At 58.0% G+C, this 20,428-nt stretch carries 19 protein-coding genes; 11 read left to right on the top strand and 8 right to left on the bottom strand.

What is annotated here, in order from left to right; all coding sequences use genetic code 11:
- The 7 genes from JT51_RS19305 to JT51_RS19270 all read left to right on the top strand — a co-directional run bounded on the left by JT51_RS19305 (position 1) and on the right by JT51_RS19270 (position 7,288).
- Positions 1–399, top strand: a complete 399-nt coding sequence (locus JT51_RS19305; RefSeq protein ID WP_051927650.1) for a GNAT family N-acetyltransferase — start codon at positions 1–3, stop codon at positions 397–399.
- Between the two features lie 159 nt (positions 400–558).
- Entirely contained in the window at positions 559–1,557 is a 999-nt protein-coding gene (locus tag JT51_RS19300; RefSeq protein ID WP_037316805.1) for a BMP family lipoprotein, read from the top strand.
- 90 nt (positions 1,558–1,647) lie between these two features.
- The gene (locus JT51_RS19295; protein WP_037316802.1) at positions 1,648–3,177 is read left to right on the top strand and encodes an ABC transporter ATP-binding protein; all 1,530 of its coding nucleotides are present in this window, start codon (positions 1,648–1,650) and stop codon (positions 3,175–3,177) included.
- Position 3,178: 1 nt separating this feature from the next.
- Positions 3,179–4,273 carry an ABC transporter permease gene (locus tag JT51_RS19290; protein ID WP_037316799.1) on the top strand — a complete coding sequence of 365 codons (1,095 nt, stop codon included), beginning with the start codon at positions 3,179–3,181 and terminating at the stop codon, positions 4,271–4,273.
- The gene (locus tag JT51_RS19285) at positions 4,273–5,241 is read left to right on the top strand and encodes an ABC transporter permease (protein WP_037316796.1); all 969 of its coding nucleotides are present in this window, start codon (positions 4,273–4,275) and stop codon (positions 5,239–5,241) included. Before JT51_RS19290 ends, JT51_RS19285 begins: the two co-directional genes overlap by 1 nt.
- A 356-nt stretch (positions 5,242–5,597) precedes the next feature.
- On the top strand, positions 5,598–6,518 hold the full coding sequence (locus JT51_RS19275; RefSeq protein ID WP_037316790.1) for a sulfite exporter TauE/SafE family protein: 921 nt from the start codon (positions 5,598–5,600) through the stop codon (positions 6,516–6,518).
- Between the two features lie 2 nt (positions 6,519–6,520).
- Positions 6,521–7,288, top strand: a complete 768-nt coding sequence (locus JT51_RS19270) for a TIGR02186 family protein (RefSeq protein WP_037316786.1) — start codon at positions 6,521–6,523, stop codon at positions 7,286–7,288.
- A gap of 3 nt (positions 7,289–7,291) precedes the next feature.
- On the opposite strand, the gene JT51_RS19265 is transcribed toward JT51_RS19270, so the two are convergent.
- The 6 genes from JT51_RS19265 to JT51_RS19240 form a co-directional block, all read right to left on the bottom strand.
- Positions 7,292–8,020: an SDR family oxidoreductase gene (locus JT51_RS19265; RefSeq protein WP_037316783.1), complete on the bottom strand. Its 729-nt coding sequence runs from the start codon at positions 8,018–8,020 to the stop codon at positions 7,292–7,294.
- Positions 8,017–9,549 (bottom strand): ATP-dependent DNA helicase, encoded by a 1,533-nt coding sequence (locus JT51_RS19260; protein WP_037316909.1) that lies wholly within the window; start codon positions 9,547–9,549, stop codon positions 8,017–8,019. Before JT51_RS19260 ends, JT51_RS19265 begins: the two co-directional genes overlap by 4 nt.
- A 60-nt stretch (positions 9,550–9,609) precedes the next feature.
- Entirely contained in the window at positions 9,610–10,248 is a 639-nt protein-coding gene (locus JT51_RS19255; RefSeq protein WP_037316780.1) for an acyl-homoserine-lactone synthase, read from the bottom strand.
- An 82-nt stretch (positions 10,249–10,330) separates the two neighbouring features.
- Positions 10,331–11,050, bottom strand: coding sequence for a helix-turn-helix transcriptional regulator (locus JT51_RS19250; RefSeq protein WP_037316777.1), 720 nt, complete (start codon positions 11,048–11,050; stop codon positions 10,331–10,333).
- A 363-nt stretch (positions 11,051–11,413) separates the two neighbouring features.
- A complete protein-coding gene (gene ccrA, locus JT51_RS19245) occupies positions 11,414–12,700 on the bottom strand; it encodes a crotonyl-CoA carboxylase/reductase (protein ID WP_037316774.1) in 1,287 nt (428 codons plus the stop codon).
- A 162-nt stretch (positions 12,701–12,862) separates the two neighbouring features.
- Positions 12,863–14,200 carry a 1-acyl-sn-glycerol-3-phosphate acyltransferase gene (locus JT51_RS19240; RefSeq protein WP_200876127.1) on the bottom strand — a complete coding sequence of 446 codons (1,338 nt, stop codon included), beginning with the start codon at positions 14,198–14,200 and terminating at the stop codon, positions 12,863–12,865.
- A gap of 144 nt (positions 14,201–14,344) precedes the next feature.
- Here JT51_RS19240 and JT51_RS19235 point away from each other — a divergent pair, with 144 nt between their 5' ends.
- From JT51_RS19235 to deoD, 3 genes are all read left to right on the top strand, one after another.
- A complete protein-coding gene (locus JT51_RS19235; protein ID WP_037316771.1) occupies positions 14,345–16,312 on the top strand; it encodes a protein meaA in 1,968 nt (655 codons plus the stop codon).
- 115 nt (positions 16,313–16,427) lie between these two features.
- Entirely contained in the window at positions 16,428–16,745 is a 318-nt protein-coding gene (locus tag JT51_RS19230; RefSeq protein ID WP_037316768.1) for an H-NS family nucleoid-associated regulatory protein, read from the top strand.
- Positions 16,746–16,762: 17 nt separating this feature from the next.
- On the top strand, positions 16,763–17,476 hold the full coding sequence (gene deoD / locus JT51_RS19225) for a purine-nucleoside phosphorylase (protein WP_037316765.1): 714 nt from the start codon (positions 16,763–16,765) through the stop codon (positions 17,474–17,476).
- 272 nt (positions 17,477–17,748) lie between these two features.
- Here deoD and JT51_RS22120 read toward each other — a convergent pair whose 3' ends face one another.
- Positions 17,749–17,895: a hypothetical protein gene (locus JT51_RS22120; RefSeq protein ID WP_200876125.1), complete on the bottom strand. Its 147-nt coding sequence runs from the start codon at positions 17,893–17,895 to the stop codon at positions 17,749–17,751.
- 491 nt (positions 17,896–18,386) lie between these two features.
- Complete coding sequence (locus JT51_RS19220) at positions 18,387–19,166, bottom strand: succinate dehydrogenase iron-sulfur subunit (protein ID WP_037316763.1); 780 nt, start codon at positions 19,164–19,166, stop codon at positions 18,387–18,389.
- A gap of 140 nt (positions 19,167–19,306) precedes the next feature.
- Between JT51_RS19220 and JT51_RS19215 the strand changes: the two genes are divergently transcribed.
- Complete coding sequence (locus tag JT51_RS19215) at positions 19,307–20,425, top strand: glycosyltransferase family 4 protein (RefSeq protein WP_051927649.1); 1,119 nt, start codon at positions 19,307–19,309, stop codon at positions 20,423–20,425.
- Positions 20,426–20,428 lie beyond the last annotated feature (3 nt).

Here is a 20,428-nt window from a genome sequence, read left to right as displayed (position 1 = left end):
ATGGCATCGACGCACGCTGCGGCGTTCGCGCAATCCAGACCGTGGACGGTACAGGAATTTTCCGACCTCCTGTCCAATCGCTTTACGCACCATGTTGGGAACGCTGATTCATTTGCCCTGTTTCAGGTCATCGCCCAAGAGGCCGAGCTGCTGACAATCGCGACTCATCCCACGTCCCAGCGGCAGGGGTTGGCCAGGCAACGCATGTCCGACTGGCACTCGGTCGCGCGGGATCTGGGCGCAACCCGTGCCATTCTGGATGTGGCAAGTGACAATCTTCCAGCCATTGCCCTGTATGAACATTGCGGATATCGCCCCTGTGGCCTGCGCAAGGGTTATTATCTGCTTGAAAATAACAAGAAAACAGATGCCGTCGTGATGGAATGCAGCCTCACCTGACCATCTGCGCGCCCTATTTTCAACCGATTGGTCAAAAATCTATTGACCGCACCGGTTGCAAACAGCCTTAATTCCCGCCATCACAACAGTTATGCTCGCTAACAGTGGGTAGACGGGGCTATCTTAGCCCCGACCGACAATAACAAACGGGAGTGTGAAATGACCCTGATGAAATCCTTGATGGGCGCCGCCGCCGCCGTCGCGCTGACCGCAGGTGCGGCTTTGGCCGAACCTGCGCTGATCTATGATCTGGGCGGAAAGTTCGACAAATCGTTCAACGAAGCCGCGCATAATGGCGCATCGCGTTGGGCCGAGGAGACTGGCGGAACCTATCGCGAGATTGAAATGCAATCCGAAGCGCAGCGTGAACAGGCCCTGCGCCGGTTTGCCGAAGCAGGTTCAAACCCGATCATCACCATGGGCTTTGGAATGGCCGATCCGCTGAGCGCTGTTGCCACAGATTACCCGGACACAACATTTGTTGTGATCGACGTGACATGGCTGGACGCGCCGAACGTGCGTCAGGTCGGCTTTGCCGAACATGAAGGGTCGTATCTGGTGGGTATGATGGCCGCGATGGCGTCGGAATCCGGCACTGTCGGCTTTATCGGTGGGATGGATGTTCCGCTGATCCGCCACTTTGGCTGTGGCTATGCCCAAGGTGCCAAGGCCGTGAACCCCGACATCAACGTTGTTGCCAACATGACCGGCACAACGCCTGCAGCCTGGAACGACCCGGTTAAGGGCTCGGAACTGACCAAGGCGCAGATCAGCCAGGGCGCTGACGTTGTTTATGCGGCAGCCGGCGGCACTGGTGTTGGCGTTCTGCAAACTGCAGCCGACGAAGGCATCCTGTCGATCGGCGTGGACAGCAACCAGAACCACCTGCACCCCGGCAAAGTTCTGACCTCGATGCTGAAACGTGTGGACGTGGCCGTTTTTGAGGCGATGAGCGCAGGTGACAACGTCGAAACCGGCGTGTTCACCATGGGTCTGGCCCAGGATGGTGTTGGCGTCGCGATGGACGACAATAACGCAGCCCTCGTGTCCGATGACATGAAAGCCGCAGTCGATAAGGCCCGTCAGGACATCATCGACGGCAATGTATCTGTTGTCAGCTATTACGAGAATGACAGCTGCCCGGCACTGAAGTTCTGATATTGCGCGGGACGGAGTTATTCCGTCCCGCCCCCACTCTGCCGCGTTGGTCGCTGACCAGACGGCCCTTTCGCCAATTGAGGACAAGACATGACCGTCCCCGCCATTGAGCTCAAAGGGATATCCAAAGCCTTTGGGCCGGTTCAGGCCAACAAAGACATTTCCATCAGCGTCGCCCCCGGCACGATCCACGGGATCATCGGTGAAAACGGTGCGGGCAAATCCACGCTGATGAGCATTCTCTACGGCTTTTACAAAGCCGACAAAGGTGAAATCTGGATCAATGGATCCAGGACCGACATTCCCGACAGCCAGGCAGCGATTGCTGCGGGCATCGGGATGGTGTTTCAGCATTTCAAACTGGTCGAAAACTTCACCGTTCTGGAAAACATCGTTCTGGGTGCCGAGGACGGCGGGCTGCTGGCCCCGTCTCTGGCCAAAGCCCGCAAGGAACTGAAAGAACTGGAAGAAGAATACGAGCTGTTTGTCGATCCGGACAAACGTATCGACGAAATCGGCGTTGGCGCGCAGCAGCGGGTTGAAATCCTCAAGGCGCTGTACCGTCGGGCCGAGATTCTGATTCTGGACGAACCCACTGGCGTTCTGACGCCTTCGGAGGCTGATCAGCTGTTCCGCATTCTCGGCCGTCTGCGGGCCGAAGGGAAGACCATTATCGTGATCACCCACAAGCTGCGCGAGATCATGGAGAACACCGATACTGTCTCGGTCATGCGGCGCGGCCAGATGACGGCCACAGTCAAGACATCCGAGACCAGCCCCGAAGAACTGGCCGAGCTGATGGTGGGCCGCAAGGTTCTGTTGCAGGTCGACAAAGTGCCCGCCAAACCGGGCAAGCCTGTTCTTGAGGTCGAAGACCTGCGCGTGTTCGATTCGGCCGGTGTTGAACGCGTCAAGGGCATCGACCTGACAGTGCGCGCGGGCGAGATTGTCGGCATCGCTGGCGTTGCTGGTAATGGCCAGTCGGAATTGCTTGAGGTGTTGGGCGGAATGCGTCCCGGTCAAGGGCAGATCAAACTGAACGGGACCCCTCTGGCGCTGAGCGGGGCGGGGTCTGACGGGCAGGCCCGGCGCGCGCAGCACATCGCCCATGTCCCCGAGGACCGTCAACGCGAAGGTCTGATCATGGACTTTCACGCCTGGGAAAACGTGGCTTTCGGCTATCACCGCGACCCGGCGTATAAGCGCGGCATCTTCATGGATAACGCCGCCCTGCGCGCCGACACCGAACGCAAGATCGAAAAATTCGACGTGCGCCCCCCCAACGGATGGCTGACCGCCAAAAGTTTTTCCGGCGGCAACCAGCAGAAAATCGTCGTTGCGCGCGAGATCGAACGCAACCCCGATCTGTTGCTGGTCGGCCAGCCGACGCGCGGCGTGGACATCGGCGCGATTGAATTCATTCACAAACAAATCGTTGCCCTGCGCGATCAGGGCAAGGCAATCCTGTTGGTCTCGGTCGAGCTGGAAGAGATCTTCTCGCTATCGGATCGGATCGCGGTGATGTTTGACGGACATGTCATGGGCGAACGCCTGCCCCATGAAACAGATGAAAAAGAACTGGGCCTGCTGATGGCCGGTGTTGCGGGAGAGGCCGCGTAACATGGAAAAAATGCCCAAATGGGCCGATGTCGTTCTGATCCCACTGATCAGTCTGATACTGGCCGCAATCCTTTCGGCTCTGGTCATCCTGGCCATCGGTGAAAACCCGGTCGAGGCGGTGAACCTGATGGTCACCGGCGCGCTGGGGTCGACCTATGGCTGGGGCTATACGCTGTATTACGCGACCAATTTCATGTTCACCGGTCTGGCGGTGGCCGTGGCATTCCACGCCCGGATGTTCAATATCGGTGGTGAAGGTCAGGCGATGTTGGGCGGCCTGGGCGTCGCCATGGTCTGCCTGTACATAGATTGGCCGCATTGGAGCATCGCCCTGCTTGCCGCCTGCGTGGCCTCGGCCCTGTTCGGGGCGGCATGGGCTGCGATCCCGGCCTATCTGCAAGCCAAACGCGGCAGCCATATCGTGATTACCACGATCATGTTCAACTTTATCGCCGCCGCCCTGCTGAACTATATGCTGGTCAACGTGATGCGCCCGCCCGGATCGCAGGACCCGGCAACCGCGCGCTTTCCCGAGGCCGTGCAGCTACCGACCTTCCAATCCATGTTTTCAACAGCTGAAGAAGTAGTGTTCCGTGGCGCGCCCGCGAATATCTCGTTCTTTGTGGCGATCCTTGCCTGTTTCGTCGTTTGGGCGCTGATCTGGCGCACCCGCCTGGGGTATGAGATCCGCGCTTATGGCCACTCGGAAACCGGCGCAGTCTATGCCGGTATCTCGCCGGTGCGGATTACCATCGTCGCCATGCTGATTTCCGGCGGGTTGGCCGGGATGATGGCCATCAACAACGTCATGGGCGAGGCGGAGCGTCTGGTTCTGAACTCAACCGAAGGTGCGGGTTTCATCGGTATCGCTGTGGCGCTGATGGGCCGTTCCCACCCGTTCGGGGTATTTCTTGCGGCGCTTTTGTTCGGGTTCCTCTATCAGGGCGGCGCAGAGCTGGCGCTGTGGACGTCAATCCCGCGCGAACTGATCGTGGTCATTCAGGCGCTGGTCATTCTGTTTACCGGAGCATTGGACAACATGGTCAGGATACCGCTTGAAAAGCTGTTCCTGGGTCTGCGGAAAGGGGTCGAGTGATGGAGTTTTTTATCACACTCATCCAGGTACTCGACTCGACCATTCGTCTGTCCACCCCACTGCTGCTGGCCTGTCTCGCAGGGCTTTTTTCCGAACGCGCAGGCATTTTCGACATCGGGCTTGAAGGCAAGATGCTTATGGCTGCCTTCTTTTCGGCAGCCGTCGCCGCCGTGACCGGTTCGGTTTGGCTGGGTTTGCTGGCGGGCATCGCATCCTCGTTGGTTTTGTCGGGTCTGCATGGGTTGGCTTCGATCACGTTTCGGGGCAACCAGTTGATCTCGGGTGTCGCCATCAACTTTCTTGCGGCGGGTATGACCGTTTTGATTGCGCAAAGCTGGTTCCAGCAAGGCGGGCGCACACCCTCCCTGTTTGGCGGAGGGCGGTTTACTCCGATCAACTTCCCCTTTGCAGAATCGCTCGGCGGCGTTCCGATTTTCGGCCCCATCTATTCCGAGCTTCTCTCGGGCCACTCCATTCTGGTTTACATCGCGTTTGCGATGGTTCCTGCCACGTGGTGGATTCTGTATCGTACACGGTTCGGCCTGCGGCTGCGCGCCGTGGGGGAAAACCCCGCCGCAGTGGATACTGCCGGTGTTTCGGTTGTTGGCCTGCGCTATGCTGCGGTGGCCATCTGTGGCGTCTTGTGCGGAATCGCCGGGGCCTATCTGGCCACCGCCCTGCAAGCCGGGTTCGTCAAGGACATGACCGCAGGTCGCGGGTTCATCGCGCTGGCGGCGCTGATCTTTGCGAAATGGCGACCGTGGCACGCGATGGGTGCGTGTCTGCTGTTCGGTCTGCTGCAGGCCGTGGCACTGCGGTTCCAGAACATCGACCTGGGCGGCGTGGTTATCCCGGTGCAGGTCATGGACGCCCTGCCCTATATTCTGACCGTTGTCATTCTGGCCGGGTTCGTAGGCAAAGCCACCCCACCCCGCGCCGGAGGTGAACCTTACGTGAAAGAGCGCTGATAAGTCCAGTTTCGAACTCAGTTCAGTCCTGTTCGCTGCAGAGCGGCATACAGAGTTGATTTTACATCCCGCAACCGCTCTAAGGGGGTATGCGTGTGTTTCCTGTTACAGCCAGCCTCGGAAAGCGTCCCGCCGGGGTTCCGGAAACACAGGATTGCCTTGAGGTCGGGACGCAGCAGCATATCCAGCCACAGCAGCCAGGCCTGGATAGGCGGACCAACCCGTTCGACCGGCTGATCTTCGCCGTGCGACCTAGGGGGCTTTTGCCCGCAAGCCGCATTCAAGCCTCACCTCATTGCTTTGAGGCCGATTTTGTCACGTTCCGCGACACATCCGGCCTCACCTGTTAGTCCATCATGCAAATTTACCTTCCCATCGCCGAAGTTTCCGTCAACGCCTTTTTGCTTTTAGGGCTGGGCGGAATGGTCGGTGTCCTTTCAGGCATGTTCGGTGTCGGCGGCGGCTTTCTGATGACACCGCTATTGTTCTTTATCGGCATTCCACCAGCCGTCGCTGTTGCGACCGAGGCCAATCAGATCGTCGCGTCATCCTTTTCCGGTGTACTGGCGCATTTCCGACGAAAGACCGTAGACCTGAGGATGGGCACGGTTCTATTGACCGGGGGTTTGATGGGCGCTGCGCTTGGGGTGGTTGTGTTCAACTACCTCAAAAGCCTGGGACAAGTCGATCTGCTGGTCACCTTGTGTTACGTCGTCTTCCTGGGCGTTGTCGGTGGTCTGATGTTCATCGAAAGCCTGAACGCCCTACGCAAATCCAAAAAAGGCACGACTGCCCCACCTGCCAGGCGACAGCGCGGATGGGTGCACGCCATGCCGTTCAAGATGCGGTTTCGTACGTCGGGCCTTTATATCTCGGTCATTCCGCCAATGCTGGTGGGGCTTTGCGTCGGGGTTCTGTCGGCGATCATGGGCGTTGGCGGCGGGTTCATCATGGTCCCCGCAATGATTTACCTGCTGGGGATGCCCACAAAGGTCGTGGTCGGCACGTCCCTGTTCCAGATCATCTTTGTGACGGCCTTTACCACCATGCTGCACGCAACCACGAACTATACCGTCGACATCGTACTGGCCGTATTGCTGCTGGTTGGCGGCGTTATCGGGGCACAGATCGGAACCGTGATCGGTGCGCGGATGCCCGCGGAGCAACTGCGGGTCTTGCTGGCGGCGCTGGTTCTTGTTGTCTGCGGCAAGCTGGCCCTTGATCTGCTTCTGCAACCGTCCGAGCTGTATTCGCTTGGTCGCAGCGGGGGGCATTGATCATGCTGTGGCGTCTGTTCGCTATATTCTGGCTGTGTTGCAGCCCCGCCCTGGCCGAGGAGGAGCAGGTTGTGCTGGGCCTAAGCCAGGACCGCGTGGCCATTACCGCAAATTTCGACGGCTCGGAAATCCTGATCTTTGGTGCCGTCAAACGCGAATCCCCGATTCCATCCGGCCCACCCCTTGAGGTGATCGTGGCCGTTGCCGGGCCGTCCAGCCCGGTAACCGTCCGGCGCAAAGAAAAGAAGCTGGGAATCTGGGTCAATACCGACAGCGTTCTGGTCGACCTTGCGCCCAGTTTTTACGCCGTTGCCACCAGCGCACCGCTGACCAAGATTCTGTCCGACACCGAGGATCTGCGCTATCGGGTGTCAATCGAACGGGCGATCCGCTCGGTCGGGGCGGCCATGCACATCCGGGGCGCGCAGGATTTCGCGGATGCCGTCGTACGTATCCGCGAGGACGAGGGCCTGTATTCGATCCGCGAGGACACCGTCGCCGTGGATGAACAGACCCTGTTCCGCACCTCGATCGAGATGCCAGCCGACCTGACCGAAGGCGAATACGTGGCGCGCATCTTCCTGACGCGCAGTGGCTCGGTTATCTCGCAGTTCGAAACCACCATCGACGTGCGCAAGGTCGGGCTTGAGCGGTTCCTGTTCAACATGTCCCGCCAGCAACCGGTTTGGTACGGGCTGATGTCGCTGGTCATTGCCATTGCCGCCGGTTGGGGCGCGTCAACGGCATTCCGGCTGTTGCGTGAAAACTGACGTCTACCCGCGCCCGATATAGGGCATCGTGGTGGCCATCACGGTCATGAACTGAATATTCGCCTCGGGCGGAAGGTTGGCCATATGCACAACCGACCGCGCGGCGTCTTCGACCGCCATGGTCGGGTCAGGCTGCTGCCCAGCAGCGACCGCGTTTTCGACCAGCCCCTGCACCATCTGTGTGCGCGCATTGCCGATGTCGATCTGACCGCAGGCAATCCCGAAATCCCGCCCGTCCAGCGACAGGCTGCGCGTCAGCCCGGTGATGGCATGTTTCGTCGCTGAATAATGCACCGAGTTCGGGCGCGGCACATGCGCAGCAATCGAGCCATTGTTGATGATGCGCCCGCCCTGCCGGGATTGGTGCCGCATGATCCGAAATGCCTGACGCGCGCATAGGAACATACCGTTCAGATTCACGTTGATGCTTTGGTACCAATCCTCGAGCGCAATCTCGTCAATCGTGCCGCCGGGCGCGAAAATCCCGGCATTGTTGAACAGAACGTCCAGACGCCCGGCTTTTTCCTGAAAGGTTCCAAAGGCGGCTTCGACCGCGTCCGCATCCGTGACATCCGCGACCAGAGGGATTGCCTTTGCGTGGTCCGCGGCCATCTGGTTCAGCGTATCCGCGCTGCGGGCCAACAGGCCGACGATCCAACCCTCGGCCAGGAACTGCTCGGCCGTGACCCGCCCTATACCGGAACTTGCGCCGGTTACGATGATGGACCTCATATCTCTTCCGCCTCCAATATCAGCGAGGCCACTGGCACGGCCTTCAGATCGTCAACGCGCAGCGGATTGGTCGGCTTGGCCAGGCGGTTGCGCACCACCCAGATCAGACGCTCCTGTGCGCGGGTGATCGCCACATAGGCCAACCGTTTCCACAGCGGCTGCCCGGCCTCAGTCCGGCCCATGCGGGCTGCGGCATAGATATCCGGCGCAAAGACCTGAACCGTATCCCACTGCGAGCCTTGCGCCTTGTGAATGGTCACGGCCGCGCCATGCAGAAAAGTTGCGCCCATCCGCGCGGCATAAGGGATAAAGGGCTCTTCCTCATCCGGCTTTTCAATCTTGACGATGGACGCGGCGCTGACCTGCGGATCTTCGGCCCCCATCACGTGCAGGCGCGAAAACCCCGGTTTGCGCCCCGGCCCCAGATAAATGACCTGCGCGCCCTTGATCAGGCCGCGCGCCTCAAGGTCCAGGCGTTTCTTGCGGTGCTTCAACGGCAGTTCCAGACCATCGCAGATCAGCGGCTCGCCTTCCAGCAACTCGGTTTCCGGCGCGCCATGCACATTCCGAAACGCCTGAATCAGCCGAATGCGGGTGGCGTTACGCCAGACCAGAACCGGGCTGCGGGCCATCTGGTCAACCTCGACCCGCTGTCCCCAGACCACGCGGTCGTCCTTGCGGGCGGTCTGTTCGATCAGTTGTTCAAAGTCTTCAAACCCCAACTGAGGGTCCGCCAGCGCGTGCGCGATATCCAGAATCGGACTGTCCGCATCCTGACGGTGCACGCGGTGCAGAATCTGCTTTCGCGGCTCGGGCAAGCTTTCGAATACCATGCTGCCCGATTGATTAACCGGGGCCAGCTGCGCCGGATCGCCGAACAGCAGCAGGGTCGGAAAAATCTCTTGCAGGTCCGCAAATTGCCGGTCGTCCAGCATCGAGGCTTCATCGACGAATCCGATGTCCAGCGGCTCGTCCCGGCGTTTCCAGCCGGTGATGAAATCTGATCCGCGCAACCCGGCCGCTGCCAGCGCACCCGGGATGGACTTATTGTTGGCATAAAACGCCGCGGCGCGATCCAGCGCCTCATCGGTCAGGCCCTCGATCTCGGGCCGCTCGTCATTGCCTGCCAGCCACTCGGCTATCCGTTCGTATTCCGGGTCGTAGACCGGCGTATAGAGGATACGGTGAATGGTCGTGGCCGGCACGCCGCGCAGGCGCAACACGCTGGCCGCCTTGTTGGTGGGGGCCAGAATGGCAAGGCTGCGTTTTTCCCGCGCCTTGCGGCTTTCGAAATCACCGGAAACGATTTGAACACCGGTATCAGCCAACGCCTTATAAAGCTCGGCCAACAGTAGGGTTTTACCCGAACCCGCCTTGCCGATCACCGCCATAACGCCGGATTCCCCCGCCCCCGGCAGTTTCAGCAGGGCGTCGTCATTCAGGTCGACACCCGCAGTTTTCAACATCTCTGCGATGCTGTCATAGGCGGCGGCCTGATCGTCTGAGAAGGTCACGGGGGGCATAGACATGGCGCGACCATACAGGGCCACGCCAGCTATCACCAGATGGGGATTTGGCTTTTCCCCAGCTCAGGCTGACAGGGCAAACCGGTGCTGTCTGCCGGTGCCAAAAGCGGTTTTGAACCACAGCCGGGACAGCTCTCGCGGGATGCCCGCACGTTCGGCCACGCGGTTGCAATCCTCGGCCGAATATGGCCACAGGCCGACCGATATCTGATCGCGCCCGGTGCCTTCGGAACCCAGAACAAGGGGCGACGATCCGATCAGGCGGTAGATCCGAATCATCCGGGCGTCAAAGACACCCGCGATATGCGTCAGGCCAAAGCCTTCCATGATCTCTCCGCCGCTTAGCATGATGGCCCCGGCAGTATGCGGGCTGGCGGTGCGGGACAGGCAGAATCGGGTGACTTCCCAGATCACCGGGCTGCGGATCGGCTTGCCGCCCGTCAGATGTCCGAATACTTCATTTACCATAATTGGTCCGGTTGTCGGTAACACACGCATCGACCCACCATGGCTGCCATCTTCTTCTTCCCAGATGACATAAAGCGGGTTCAGATCATCGTATTGATCCCGCTCTTCCCCTTTTTCGTTGACGTCTACGTCCCAACCCAACCGGGTTTTGAACTGATCCGCGCGGTCCCGGAACATACCCTCGGCCAGCGCCGGAAACTTATGTAATTCGTCTGCGAATAAATAACGCAACATGACTTTTCCCCTTGTCGTCCTATGCAGGTACGAAGGGGGTACGAAGTCATGGTTAATTTCCCGTTCGAGGGGCGGGCGCCTCTTAAACCACTATTAATCCTCTGCTGAGCGCAGTGGCGATGGCGTGGGTGGTGTTCTGCGCGCCCAACTTGGATCGGGCGCTTTCAATGTAGACCCGCAGGGTATGTTCCGAGATCGTCAAGGAATGCGCGACCTGCGCCCGGCTATAGCCCAGAGCCAGTAGGGTCATGGCGTCAACTTCGCGCGGCGACAGGCTGCGGGTGGCATCCGGGCGGCGGTTGCTTTCGAATTCCAGTGCTTTGCGGTTGAAGTAATGCGCAATCAAGATCAGTTCGCGCCCGTGCGTGTCGATGAACCTCTTCCATGTTTCATCGTCGCAAGAGTGGTTGACCGTAAACAGGGCAAATTGCCCATTCGGCCCCCGGATCGGGATCGAATATCCCTGATTGCCGACACCGTGGCTCAGGGCATCCTGAAGAAAGCCCTTGGCCACCTTTCCCGACCAATCCAGCGTTTTCCAGTCGACCGGATGAAATCGCTGAAAACACCCCAGAATGACGGGATCAATGCGGTGATAGCTTTTTTCCTGATATCGTTCGGCCCAGGCATCGGGGTAAGTCGTGTAACCATATTGGTTATTGGCGCCATCGACCCAATGATAGATTAAGTGTTCGACCTGCAACCTGTCCCGCAGCCGAACTGCGACAGCGCTTAGCTCGTCAAGCGTGCTGGTGCTTTCCAAATCCTCCAGGATTTGGCCCATATCCAGTTTTGTTCCCATTCGTGGGCGTCCGTGCCTCATTCCTCAAGGACGCAATCTCGGCCGCTGCAATCAGCTTGGTATCATCAAGCTGCTCGGCAAGCGCGGTCAACCCGTTCTCAACAGCGAAGGCGTTGAGGTCCGACAGAACGTCCAATATCCAGTCATTTTGCGCCATCAGGGTCGCTCCGAAACGGTTAACGAAGGGTTAACACAACCATAGCATGTGTCATGTTTTTTAGCCTATTCACTGGTTTCTACTCCCCAAAAAAAGCGGGGCACGCAACCGTAAGTATCTGAAAAGGTTCATAACACCCGAAAAAAGAAGACACCCGCGAACCGACAGTGCGATTCGCGGGTGCATGAGTTTTTATTCCGGGTCATTTACCCGCGCGCGTTCAGAACCTCTTCCAAAGTGCGCATTCCGGTTTGCGGGGCCTGAACCAGAACCGACATATTGCCGGGCTTATGTTCGTTCCGCAGCATCTTCATATGCGCCTCGGGCAGTTCCTTCCACGAGAACACCTCGGACATGCATGGGTCCAGGCGGCGTTCAACCATCAGCTGGTTTGCGGCCGACGCCTGTTTCAGGTGCGCAAAGTGCGAGCCCTGCAGGCGCTTTTGGTGCATCCACATGTAACGCACGTCGAAGGTCAGGTTGTACCCGGTGGTACCGGCGCAGATCACGACCATGCCGCCCTTTTTGACCACGAAGGTCGAAACCGGGAAAGTGCTTTCGCCCGGGTGTTCGAACACCATGTCGACGTTTACACCCTTGCCGGTGATGTCCCAGATTGCCTTGCCGAACTTGCGGGCCTCTTTGAACCAATCGGCATATTCCGGTGTGTTGACCGTCGGCAGCTGTCCCCAGCAGTTAAAATCCTTGCGGTTCAGAACGCCCTTGGCGCCCAGACCCATCACAAAGTCCCGCTTGCTTTCGTCCGAGATCACGCCGATCGCGTTGGCGCCCGCCGTATTGATCAGCTGGATCGCATAAGAGCCCAGGCCGCCCGACGCGCCCCAGACCAGAACGTTCTGACCCGGCTTCAGATCATGCGGCTCGTGACCGAACAGCATCCGGTAAGCAGTGGCCAGCGTCAGCGTGTAGCAGGCGCTTTCTTCCCAGGTCAGGTGCTTGGGACGGGGCATCAGCTGCTGTGACTGAACGTTGGTGAACTGCGCAAACGAACCATCCGGCGTCTCATAGCCCCAAATCCGCTGGGAATCCGAATACATCGGGTCGCCGCCATTACAGGCTTCGTCATCGCCATCGTCCTGGTTGCAGTGGATCACAACCTCGTCACCCACTTTCCAGCGTTTGACCTTGTCACCCACGGCCCAGACGATGCCCGAAGCATCGGAACCCGCGATGTGGAAGGGCTGACCATGGCCGTCGAACGGGCTGATCGGTTTGCCCAGCGACGCCCAGACGCCGTTATAGTTGACGCCCGCCGCCATCACCAGAACCAGCACTTCGTGGCTGTCCAGCTTGGGCACATCGACCACTTCCAGCTGCATGGCCGTGTCCGGCTCGCCGTGGCGCTCTTTGCGGATGGCCCACGCATACATTTTCTTGGGGACGAATCCCATCGGTGGGATTTCACCCACCTCATAGAGGTCTTTTTCCGGTGCCTCGTACGACGCGATGCCGCTGTCGGTGTCCAGAGCCATGCTGGCCTCCTTTGTTCTAAACCTTTGCCGCGATGCAGAATCGCTTGCATTAGGTGATGGAATATTGCTCGGAGCGAAATATTGCAATAGATTTTGATGCAATTTTGTAACTTTATGACCCTGCAGCTGCAGAATTTTCCTTCGCTCACGCAGCAAAGTTCATTACTTCCCAAGCGGAGCCGAGGCCGCGTAGTAGTTCAGAAGATCAACTCTTTGACCTGACGGGGATAATACACCGCCAACGCGCTTTAATATGCCCCGTCCCACCAGTTGATTGATGGCGGCCCGGATCGTTTCCTGATCCGGCGCATCAGAGGTCCGGTCCCCCCGCATGAGATCGGCGATCAGGCGCACCGCGTCTTCCTCGGGCAATTCTCCCTTATCGCGCAGCAGCCAGCAGGCCGCTGGTGCGGGAACCAGCGGAATCTCGGATTCTATACGCGCCATAAGCTCGCGGGCCAGATCGGTCATCAGATTCATTTCGTGTTCAGCCCGAAACGCATGTAACGAAATCGGCTTACCATATCGAACCGAGGCCGCCCCGAACCGCTGATACCGCCCGACCAAACGCCGTCCGATCTGTTTCAGAACCCATCCGGCGATCACCCCGATCCGGGCGCGGAACCGTCGCTGATTGCCCAGCGCAGCCTTGGTCAGAATGGTATCTTCAAGCACACGGTCATAATTCAGGGCGACCGGCACGAACACGACATCCCGACCGCCCGGAGGGGCCCCATCGAGAATATATTTGAGCAGACCCAACTTGGGCCGCCCCAAGGCTCCGGTCAGGCTCAGCCCGCCTTCGGGGAACATCGCCTGGGTCACACCGGCCTCGGTCGCGTGGCGGACATAGCAGGCCAACACCTGACGATACAATTCACTGCCGGACTTGCGGCGGATAAAATAAGCCCCCATTGCCCGGATCAGGCGGCTAAGGGGCCAGACACGCGCCCATTCGCCAACCGCATAAGACAAAGCCGACTGTCGCGCCGCCAGATAGGTGACCAGCACGTAATCCATGTTGCTGCGATGGTTCATGACGTAGACAACCGTTGCGTCCGGGTCGATATCATTAAGCGCGGCCTCATCCTTGTAACTCAGCCGGACATTATAAAAGGCATTGCTCAGCATCCGGGTCAGTCGAATGGCGATGCTGAAATAGGCCACCGCAGAAAACGACGGAACAATCTCGCGCGCATAGCGGCGGGCCTGTTCAAAGGCGACCGCCTCGGGCACGCCTGTTTCGCGCGCGTGGGCCTGCACCGCCTGCCCGACCTGCGGGTCATAGATCAGCCGCTGGATCATGTCGTGCCGCCGGGCCAGCTTGAACGGCTGAATCGGCCGTTGCAGCCGTTTGTTCAGACGTTTGACCGCACGCTCAAGACGGCGGCGAAAAAACCAGCGCACCGATGGGAACAGAAAATGCGAGGCCAGAGTGACCGCAGCAAACACCACGATCAGCAAAAACAGCCATAGCGGAAGTTCCACGGTTTGCGTCATGCGCGCACCCTGCCACCAAACGTTGCGTCCTACAATCTGAAGAACGCCTGATGCCGCGACGCAGCGAATTGACATATCCCGAAAATTGCGCTTTAGAACCGGCGAACGTAATTTTCTTGCCCAATTGAAACACGAGGCTCCGCCATGACGCAGACGCAGAAAGATCGCCCCTGGCTCATCCGAACCTATGCCGGTCATTCCACCGCCAAAGCCTCGAACGCGCTGTATCGTGGGAACCTGGCCAAGGGTCAGACGGGCCTGTCTGTGGCCTTCGATCTGCCGACACAAACCGGATATGACAGCGACCACACGCTGTCGCGCGGCGAGGTTGGCAAAGTCGGCGTGCCGATCAGCCACCTGGGGGACATGCGGGTGCTGTTCGACCAGATTCCGTTAGAGCAGATGAACACGTCGATGACGATCAACGCCACTGCCCCATGGCTGCTGGCGCTGTACATCGCCGTGGCCGAGGAACAGGGCGCGGACGTGACCAAACTGCAGGGCACGGTGCAGAACGACCTGATCAAGGAATACCTGAGCCGCGGCACCTATGTCTGCCCGCCCAAACCGTCGCTGAAGATGATCGCGGATGTGGCCGAGTATTGCTATACCAATGTGCCGAAATGGAACCCGATGAACGTGTGTTCCTATCACCTGCAAGAGGCCGGCGCGACGCCCGAGCAGGAGCTGAGCTATGCGTTGGCCACCGCGATCGCCGTATTGGATGAACTGCGCCCGCGCGTCCCGGCCGAGGATTTCCCGGCGCTCTGCGGGCGGATTTCGTTCTTTGTGAACGCAGGCATCCGGTTTGTTACCGAAATGTGCAAAATGCGCGCCTTTGTGGATCTTTGGGACGAAATCCTGCAACAGCGCTATGGTGTTGAAAACCCGAAATTCCGCCGCTTCCGCTATGGGGTTCAGGTGAACTCGCTAGGTCTGACTGAGCAGCAGCCTGAAAACAATGTCTATCGCATCCTGATCGAGATGCTGGCCGTCACCTTGTCGAAAAAAGCCCGCGCCCGTGCGGTGCAGCTGCCCGCCTGGAACGAGGCGTTGGGTCTGCCGCGCCCATGGGATCAGCAATGGTCGATGCGGATGCAACAGATTCTGGCCTATGAGACCGACTTGCTGGAATATGGCGACCTGTTCGACGGCAACCCCGCCGTGGACGCCAAGGTCGAAGAATTGAAAGACGGCGCGCGGGCCGAGCTTGCGAATCTGGATTCGATGGGCGGCGCGGTTGCCTCGATCGAATACATGAAATCGCGTCTGGTGGATTCGAACGCGGAACGCCTGAACCGGATCGAACGCAATGAAACCGTTGTGGTCGGCGTTAACAAATGGACCGAAGGCGAGCCCTCGCCCCTGCAAACCGAAGACGGCGGCATCATGGTTGTCGACCCGGCGGTCGAGCAGGAGCAGATCAACCGTCTGAACGATTGGCGGGCCGAGCGGGACGATGCAGCGGTAACCGCCGCCCTGACCGCCCTGCGCGACGCTGCGCAAACCGGTGCCAACATCATGGAACCGTCGATTGCCGCCGCCAAGGCCGGTGTCACCACCGGCGAATGGGCCGAAGAAATGCGCAAAGTCTATGGCACCTATCGCGGCCCGACCGGCGTGTCCGGCTCAGTCTCGAATAAAACCGAAGGATTGGACGATCTGCGCGCCGCCGTGGATGCGGTCAGCGACAAGCTGGGCCGCCGCCTGAAATTCCTGGTGGGTAAACCCGGACTGGACGGCCATTCGAACGGAGCCGAGCAAATCGCCTTTCGCGCCCGCGATTGCGGCATGGACATCAGCTATGAAGGTATTCGCCTGACGCCCGAGGAAATCGTGACTGCGGCTATCGCAGATGATGCCCATGTCATCGGCCTGTCAATCCTGTCCGGCAGCCATATTCCCCTGGTGCAGGATGTCATGACCCGATTGCAGGACGCAGGTGTGAACAATATCCCGGTGGTCGTCGGTGGTATCATTCCTGACGAAGACGCCGCAAAACTGAAAGCAATGGGTGTTGCGAAAATCTATACGCCCAAGAACTTTGAGTTGAATGTAATCATGGGTGATATCGTAACCCTGGTCGATCCACAGAACATTGCGGCTGAATAACGATCCATTTCCCCATATCTATTCCTTTGACAAAAGGGATGGATTAAACCCGTCACTGGAATTACGGTGGTCCCTTGGGGCTACTGTAACAGATATTTGAAAACGGGGAAAAACTATGGGTATCAATCTGGAAAAGATGTCGCGCAAGGAACTGATCGAATTGCGCGATCAGATTGAAAAAGCGTTGAAAAACGCCGAAAAACGCGAACGGCAGGAAGCGCTGAAAGCTGCGGAAAAAGCGGCGGCCGAATTTGGCTTTTCACTGTCTGAACTGGCAAATGACACGCCGCGATCGGGTAAAGGGTCGAAAGCAAAGGCGAAATACCGCAATCCCGCGGACCCGGAACAAACCTGGTCGGGCCGGGGGCGCAAGCCGCAATGGGTTCACGATGCCCTGAAATCCGGCGCAGATATCTCGGATATGGAAATCTAATTGGAATTGATCTCAAAATGACAATTCATATTGGTGCCGAAAAAGGTGAAATCGCAGAAACCGTTTTGTTGCCCGGTGATCCTTATCGGGCGAAATGGGCTGCTGAAACGTTTTTGGACGACGTAAAACAAGTCAATAACGTGCGCGGCATGTTGGGATTTACCGGAAATTGGAAAGGTAATCCCGTCACAATTCAAGGTAGTGGCATGGGAATGCCATCCTTGTCGATTTATGCCAATGAGCTGATCAAGGATTTCGGGGCAAAAACCCTGATCCGCATCGGGTCATGCGGCGGGATGCAGGACAACATCAACGTTCGCGATGTCATCCTTGCGATGACGTCCACAACGCTTAGCACCCCATCGCGCGGTATCCTGAAAGAACTGAACTTTGCCCCCTGCGCCGATTGGGGCCTGTTACAAGCCGCCGCGCAGGTTGCAGCGGCCAAAGGCACGCCGACGCATATCGGTGGGATTTATTCGTCGGACGTATTCTACGATGAACGCCCCGATCTGAACGAGCAGATGGTGCGGCACGGTATTCTTGGGGTCGAGATGGAAGCGGCCGAGCTGTATATTCTGGCCGCGCGCCACAACTGCCGCGCCCTGGCCGTTCTGACCGTGTCCGATCACCTGCTGACAGGTGAAGCGCTGCCATCGTCCGAGCGCGAAAGCAGCTTTGGCGATATGGTCGAAATCGCGCTGCAGGCCGCATTTCCTGAAGCCGCATAAACACAGGCAGGGCGCAATCGCCCTGCTTATTTACCCGCTGTCCTTTGACAACGTGTGGGGGATGCCGCGCCTTCCTGTTGCGCGCCGCAAAACGCACAGACCCAAACACCCTCTTTTCGATGCTGTCGCCAACGGCAATCCCGCGTCAAAGACGACGTACGTGACCGCCACAGGAAATAGGCGAACACACCAAAAGCCAGACATAGCAACAAAATGGGCATACCACTGCATTACCCAATCCGGCCGCCATTTCCAAGAGGCGGATCAGCGCGTCAGGCCGCGTTCGCGTATTCGAACAGTTCGGGTTCGCGTTGCATTTCAGATTGCGCGGACTCGGGCGTGTAATAGGCCCATGCCTGATCCAGCAGTTCCAGCGCTTTTTCGGCTTTTGATTGTGAATTGGTTGGCCGTGTATTCATCCGAGCGATCCTGTTTCCGTCTCATCACTCCTCCCCAGCACAAAATAGGTGAACAAGCTTCGAACTTCACCGCGTCTTTTGGCATTCTTGGTATGCTCAAAACACATAGTAGGCTGGCGTACAGATCCGCAGCCTACAATCTCAGTTCTGGTTATGCTGCCATACAGGCATTTGCCTTGGCTGCCTGTGCTTCGCTCACGCCATTACCGGGGACGAACACTTCTGTCTGTTTGCCATCCTGAAGGACGTATTGCGTTGAAAAGGTGTTACCAATCCCCGCCTGTTTAGCGCACTCTACCTAGTCAAAAACAAGTTCCGCCCTGCTGCTACTTGACGATCCGCTGCACGCTGACAGAACAGCAATCGCTGCAAGGGACAGAGCTTTGAACAGTGTGGGGGTCATTGATGTTCTCCGATGCTTCAATGCCCGCATAACACGAAAAAGCCCGAGGTGTTTCCACCCCGGGCCTAGTCATTGTTTTCAACTGTGATCAAACTGCCCGTTCGACCATCATCTTCTTGATCTCGGCGATCGCCTTGGCCGGGTTCAGACCCTTTGGGCAGGTCTTGGCACAGTTCATGATCGTGTGGCAGCGATACAGCTTGAAGGGATCTTCCAGCTCGTCCAGGCGTTCACCCGTGGCTTCATCCCGGCTGTCGATGATCCAGCGATAGGCGTGCAACAGGGCTGCTGGCCCAAGATAGCGATCGCCATTCCACCAGTAGCTGGGGCAAGAGGTCGAGCAGCTGGCGCACATCACACATTCGTACAGACCATCCAGCTTTTTACGATCTTCGATGGATTGTTTCCATTCCTTCGCGGGGCGGTTGGTCTTGGTTTCCAGCCACGGCATGATGCTGGCGTGCTGGGCGTAGAAATGGGTCAGATCAGGGATCAAATCCTTGACCACCGGCATATGCGGCAGCGGATAAATCTTCACGTCGCCTTTGATCTCATCCATGCCATAGATACAGGCCAGCGTGTTGATCCCGTCGATATTCATCGCGCAGGACCCGCAGATGCCCTCGCGGCAGGACCGGCGGAAGGTCAGGGTCGGGTCGATCTCGTTCTTGATCTTGATCAGCGCGTCCAGAACCATCGGACCGCAGCTGTCCATATCGACGAAATATGTATCGACACGCGGGTTTTGCCCATCATCCGGGTTCCAACGATAGATCCGGAATTTTCGGACATTGGTGGCCCCTACAGGCTTGGGCCAGGTTTTGCCGGTGGTGATCCGGGAATTCTTGGGTAGGGTAAGTTGTACCATTTCCGACCTCGTGAATTTCACAGGCATAGATACATGCTGCGACGCAAAAAGCCAACAGCATAGCCTTGGAAACAGTCGTCTAAATTGGGAAAATTGATCTTTACAAAAGCTGCCGCAGCACTGAGATTATTTGCTGCTTTGTGACGGAAACCGAACACGTGATACCAACAAAAATTGTCAATGTTCCTTACGGCGTACAAAACCCGTATCAGAACATGATGTATTCTGCATGTAAGCCAGAGTTCATTCTGACTTCGGGCAAAAAAATGTCCTTCACGGAATTTGCCGCACCAGCGTTTCAGACGGAACACGGTTGTGTCCATATCCACTGGGATGACCGGTTGTTTTCCCTCGGGGATCACGCGACGGAAGACCAGAAGATTCTGTTCCAGCAGGCCACAGAGTCATTGCGCCAGTATAAAATCAACGGCGGGCGCATACTTTGGACAATTCACAATCGCCACGCCCATAGCGGCACTGGAGTAAGCGAAAGCTTTAGGGAAGGACGCCGGCAACTGGCAGAGTTGGTGGATATCATCCACGTTCATACGCCCCATGCGATGCAGCATATGATCGACACGTATCAGGCGGACCCAGAAAAGATGCGCCTAATCCCGCACCCAAGCTATTTGGGCGTATATGAGGACACGTTGACCACGCTGGATCGCGCGTTTCCCACCAGGGACAAAACTCGGTTTCTCACATTTGGAACGATGCGCGGCAGCCGTGAATTGGACAAATTGCATGTGGCGGCCGCCAAGCTGTCGCGGCGGGACTATGATTTTCACGTGCATGTCGCGGGGAAAGTGTTTCCTGCCAGTCGCCGTGTGATCCGCGGCCTGCAGAATATCGACGCCGTAACGGTGACGGGTACGCGCATCCCGAACGAAGACATCCCCAAAGTTTTTGCACAAGCGCACGCCTATATTCTACCGTCAACTCAGACATTCACATCCGGTACAGCCATGCTGGCATTGAGTTTCGGACTGCCAATCATTGCCCCCGATACGGCCGCACATCGGGGCACAACACCTGAGAGCTGCCACGATCTGTTGTATCAGCCTCATCACACGAAAGGGCTGATACGAATGATACGTCATGTGATTCAAATGACCGATGAGGAACTGTCCGAAAGACGTCAGGCCTGTTTCGACTTCGCACAAGCGCGCGCGCCGCACGTGATTTCGGGGCAATTGAAACGAGTTTTCGAAGACATGATACTAACCCCCGCGGACCGTAAACTTAGTACCAATAAATAGCTC

It is taken from the genome of Ruegeria halocynthiae, from assembly GCF_000743705.1.
Taxonomy (GTDB): domain Bacteria; phylum Pseudomonadota; class Alphaproteobacteria; order Rhodobacterales; family Rhodobacteraceae; genus Ruegeria; species Ruegeria halocynthiae_B.
This window is presented reverse-complemented; position numbering and strand designations above follow the sequence as displayed.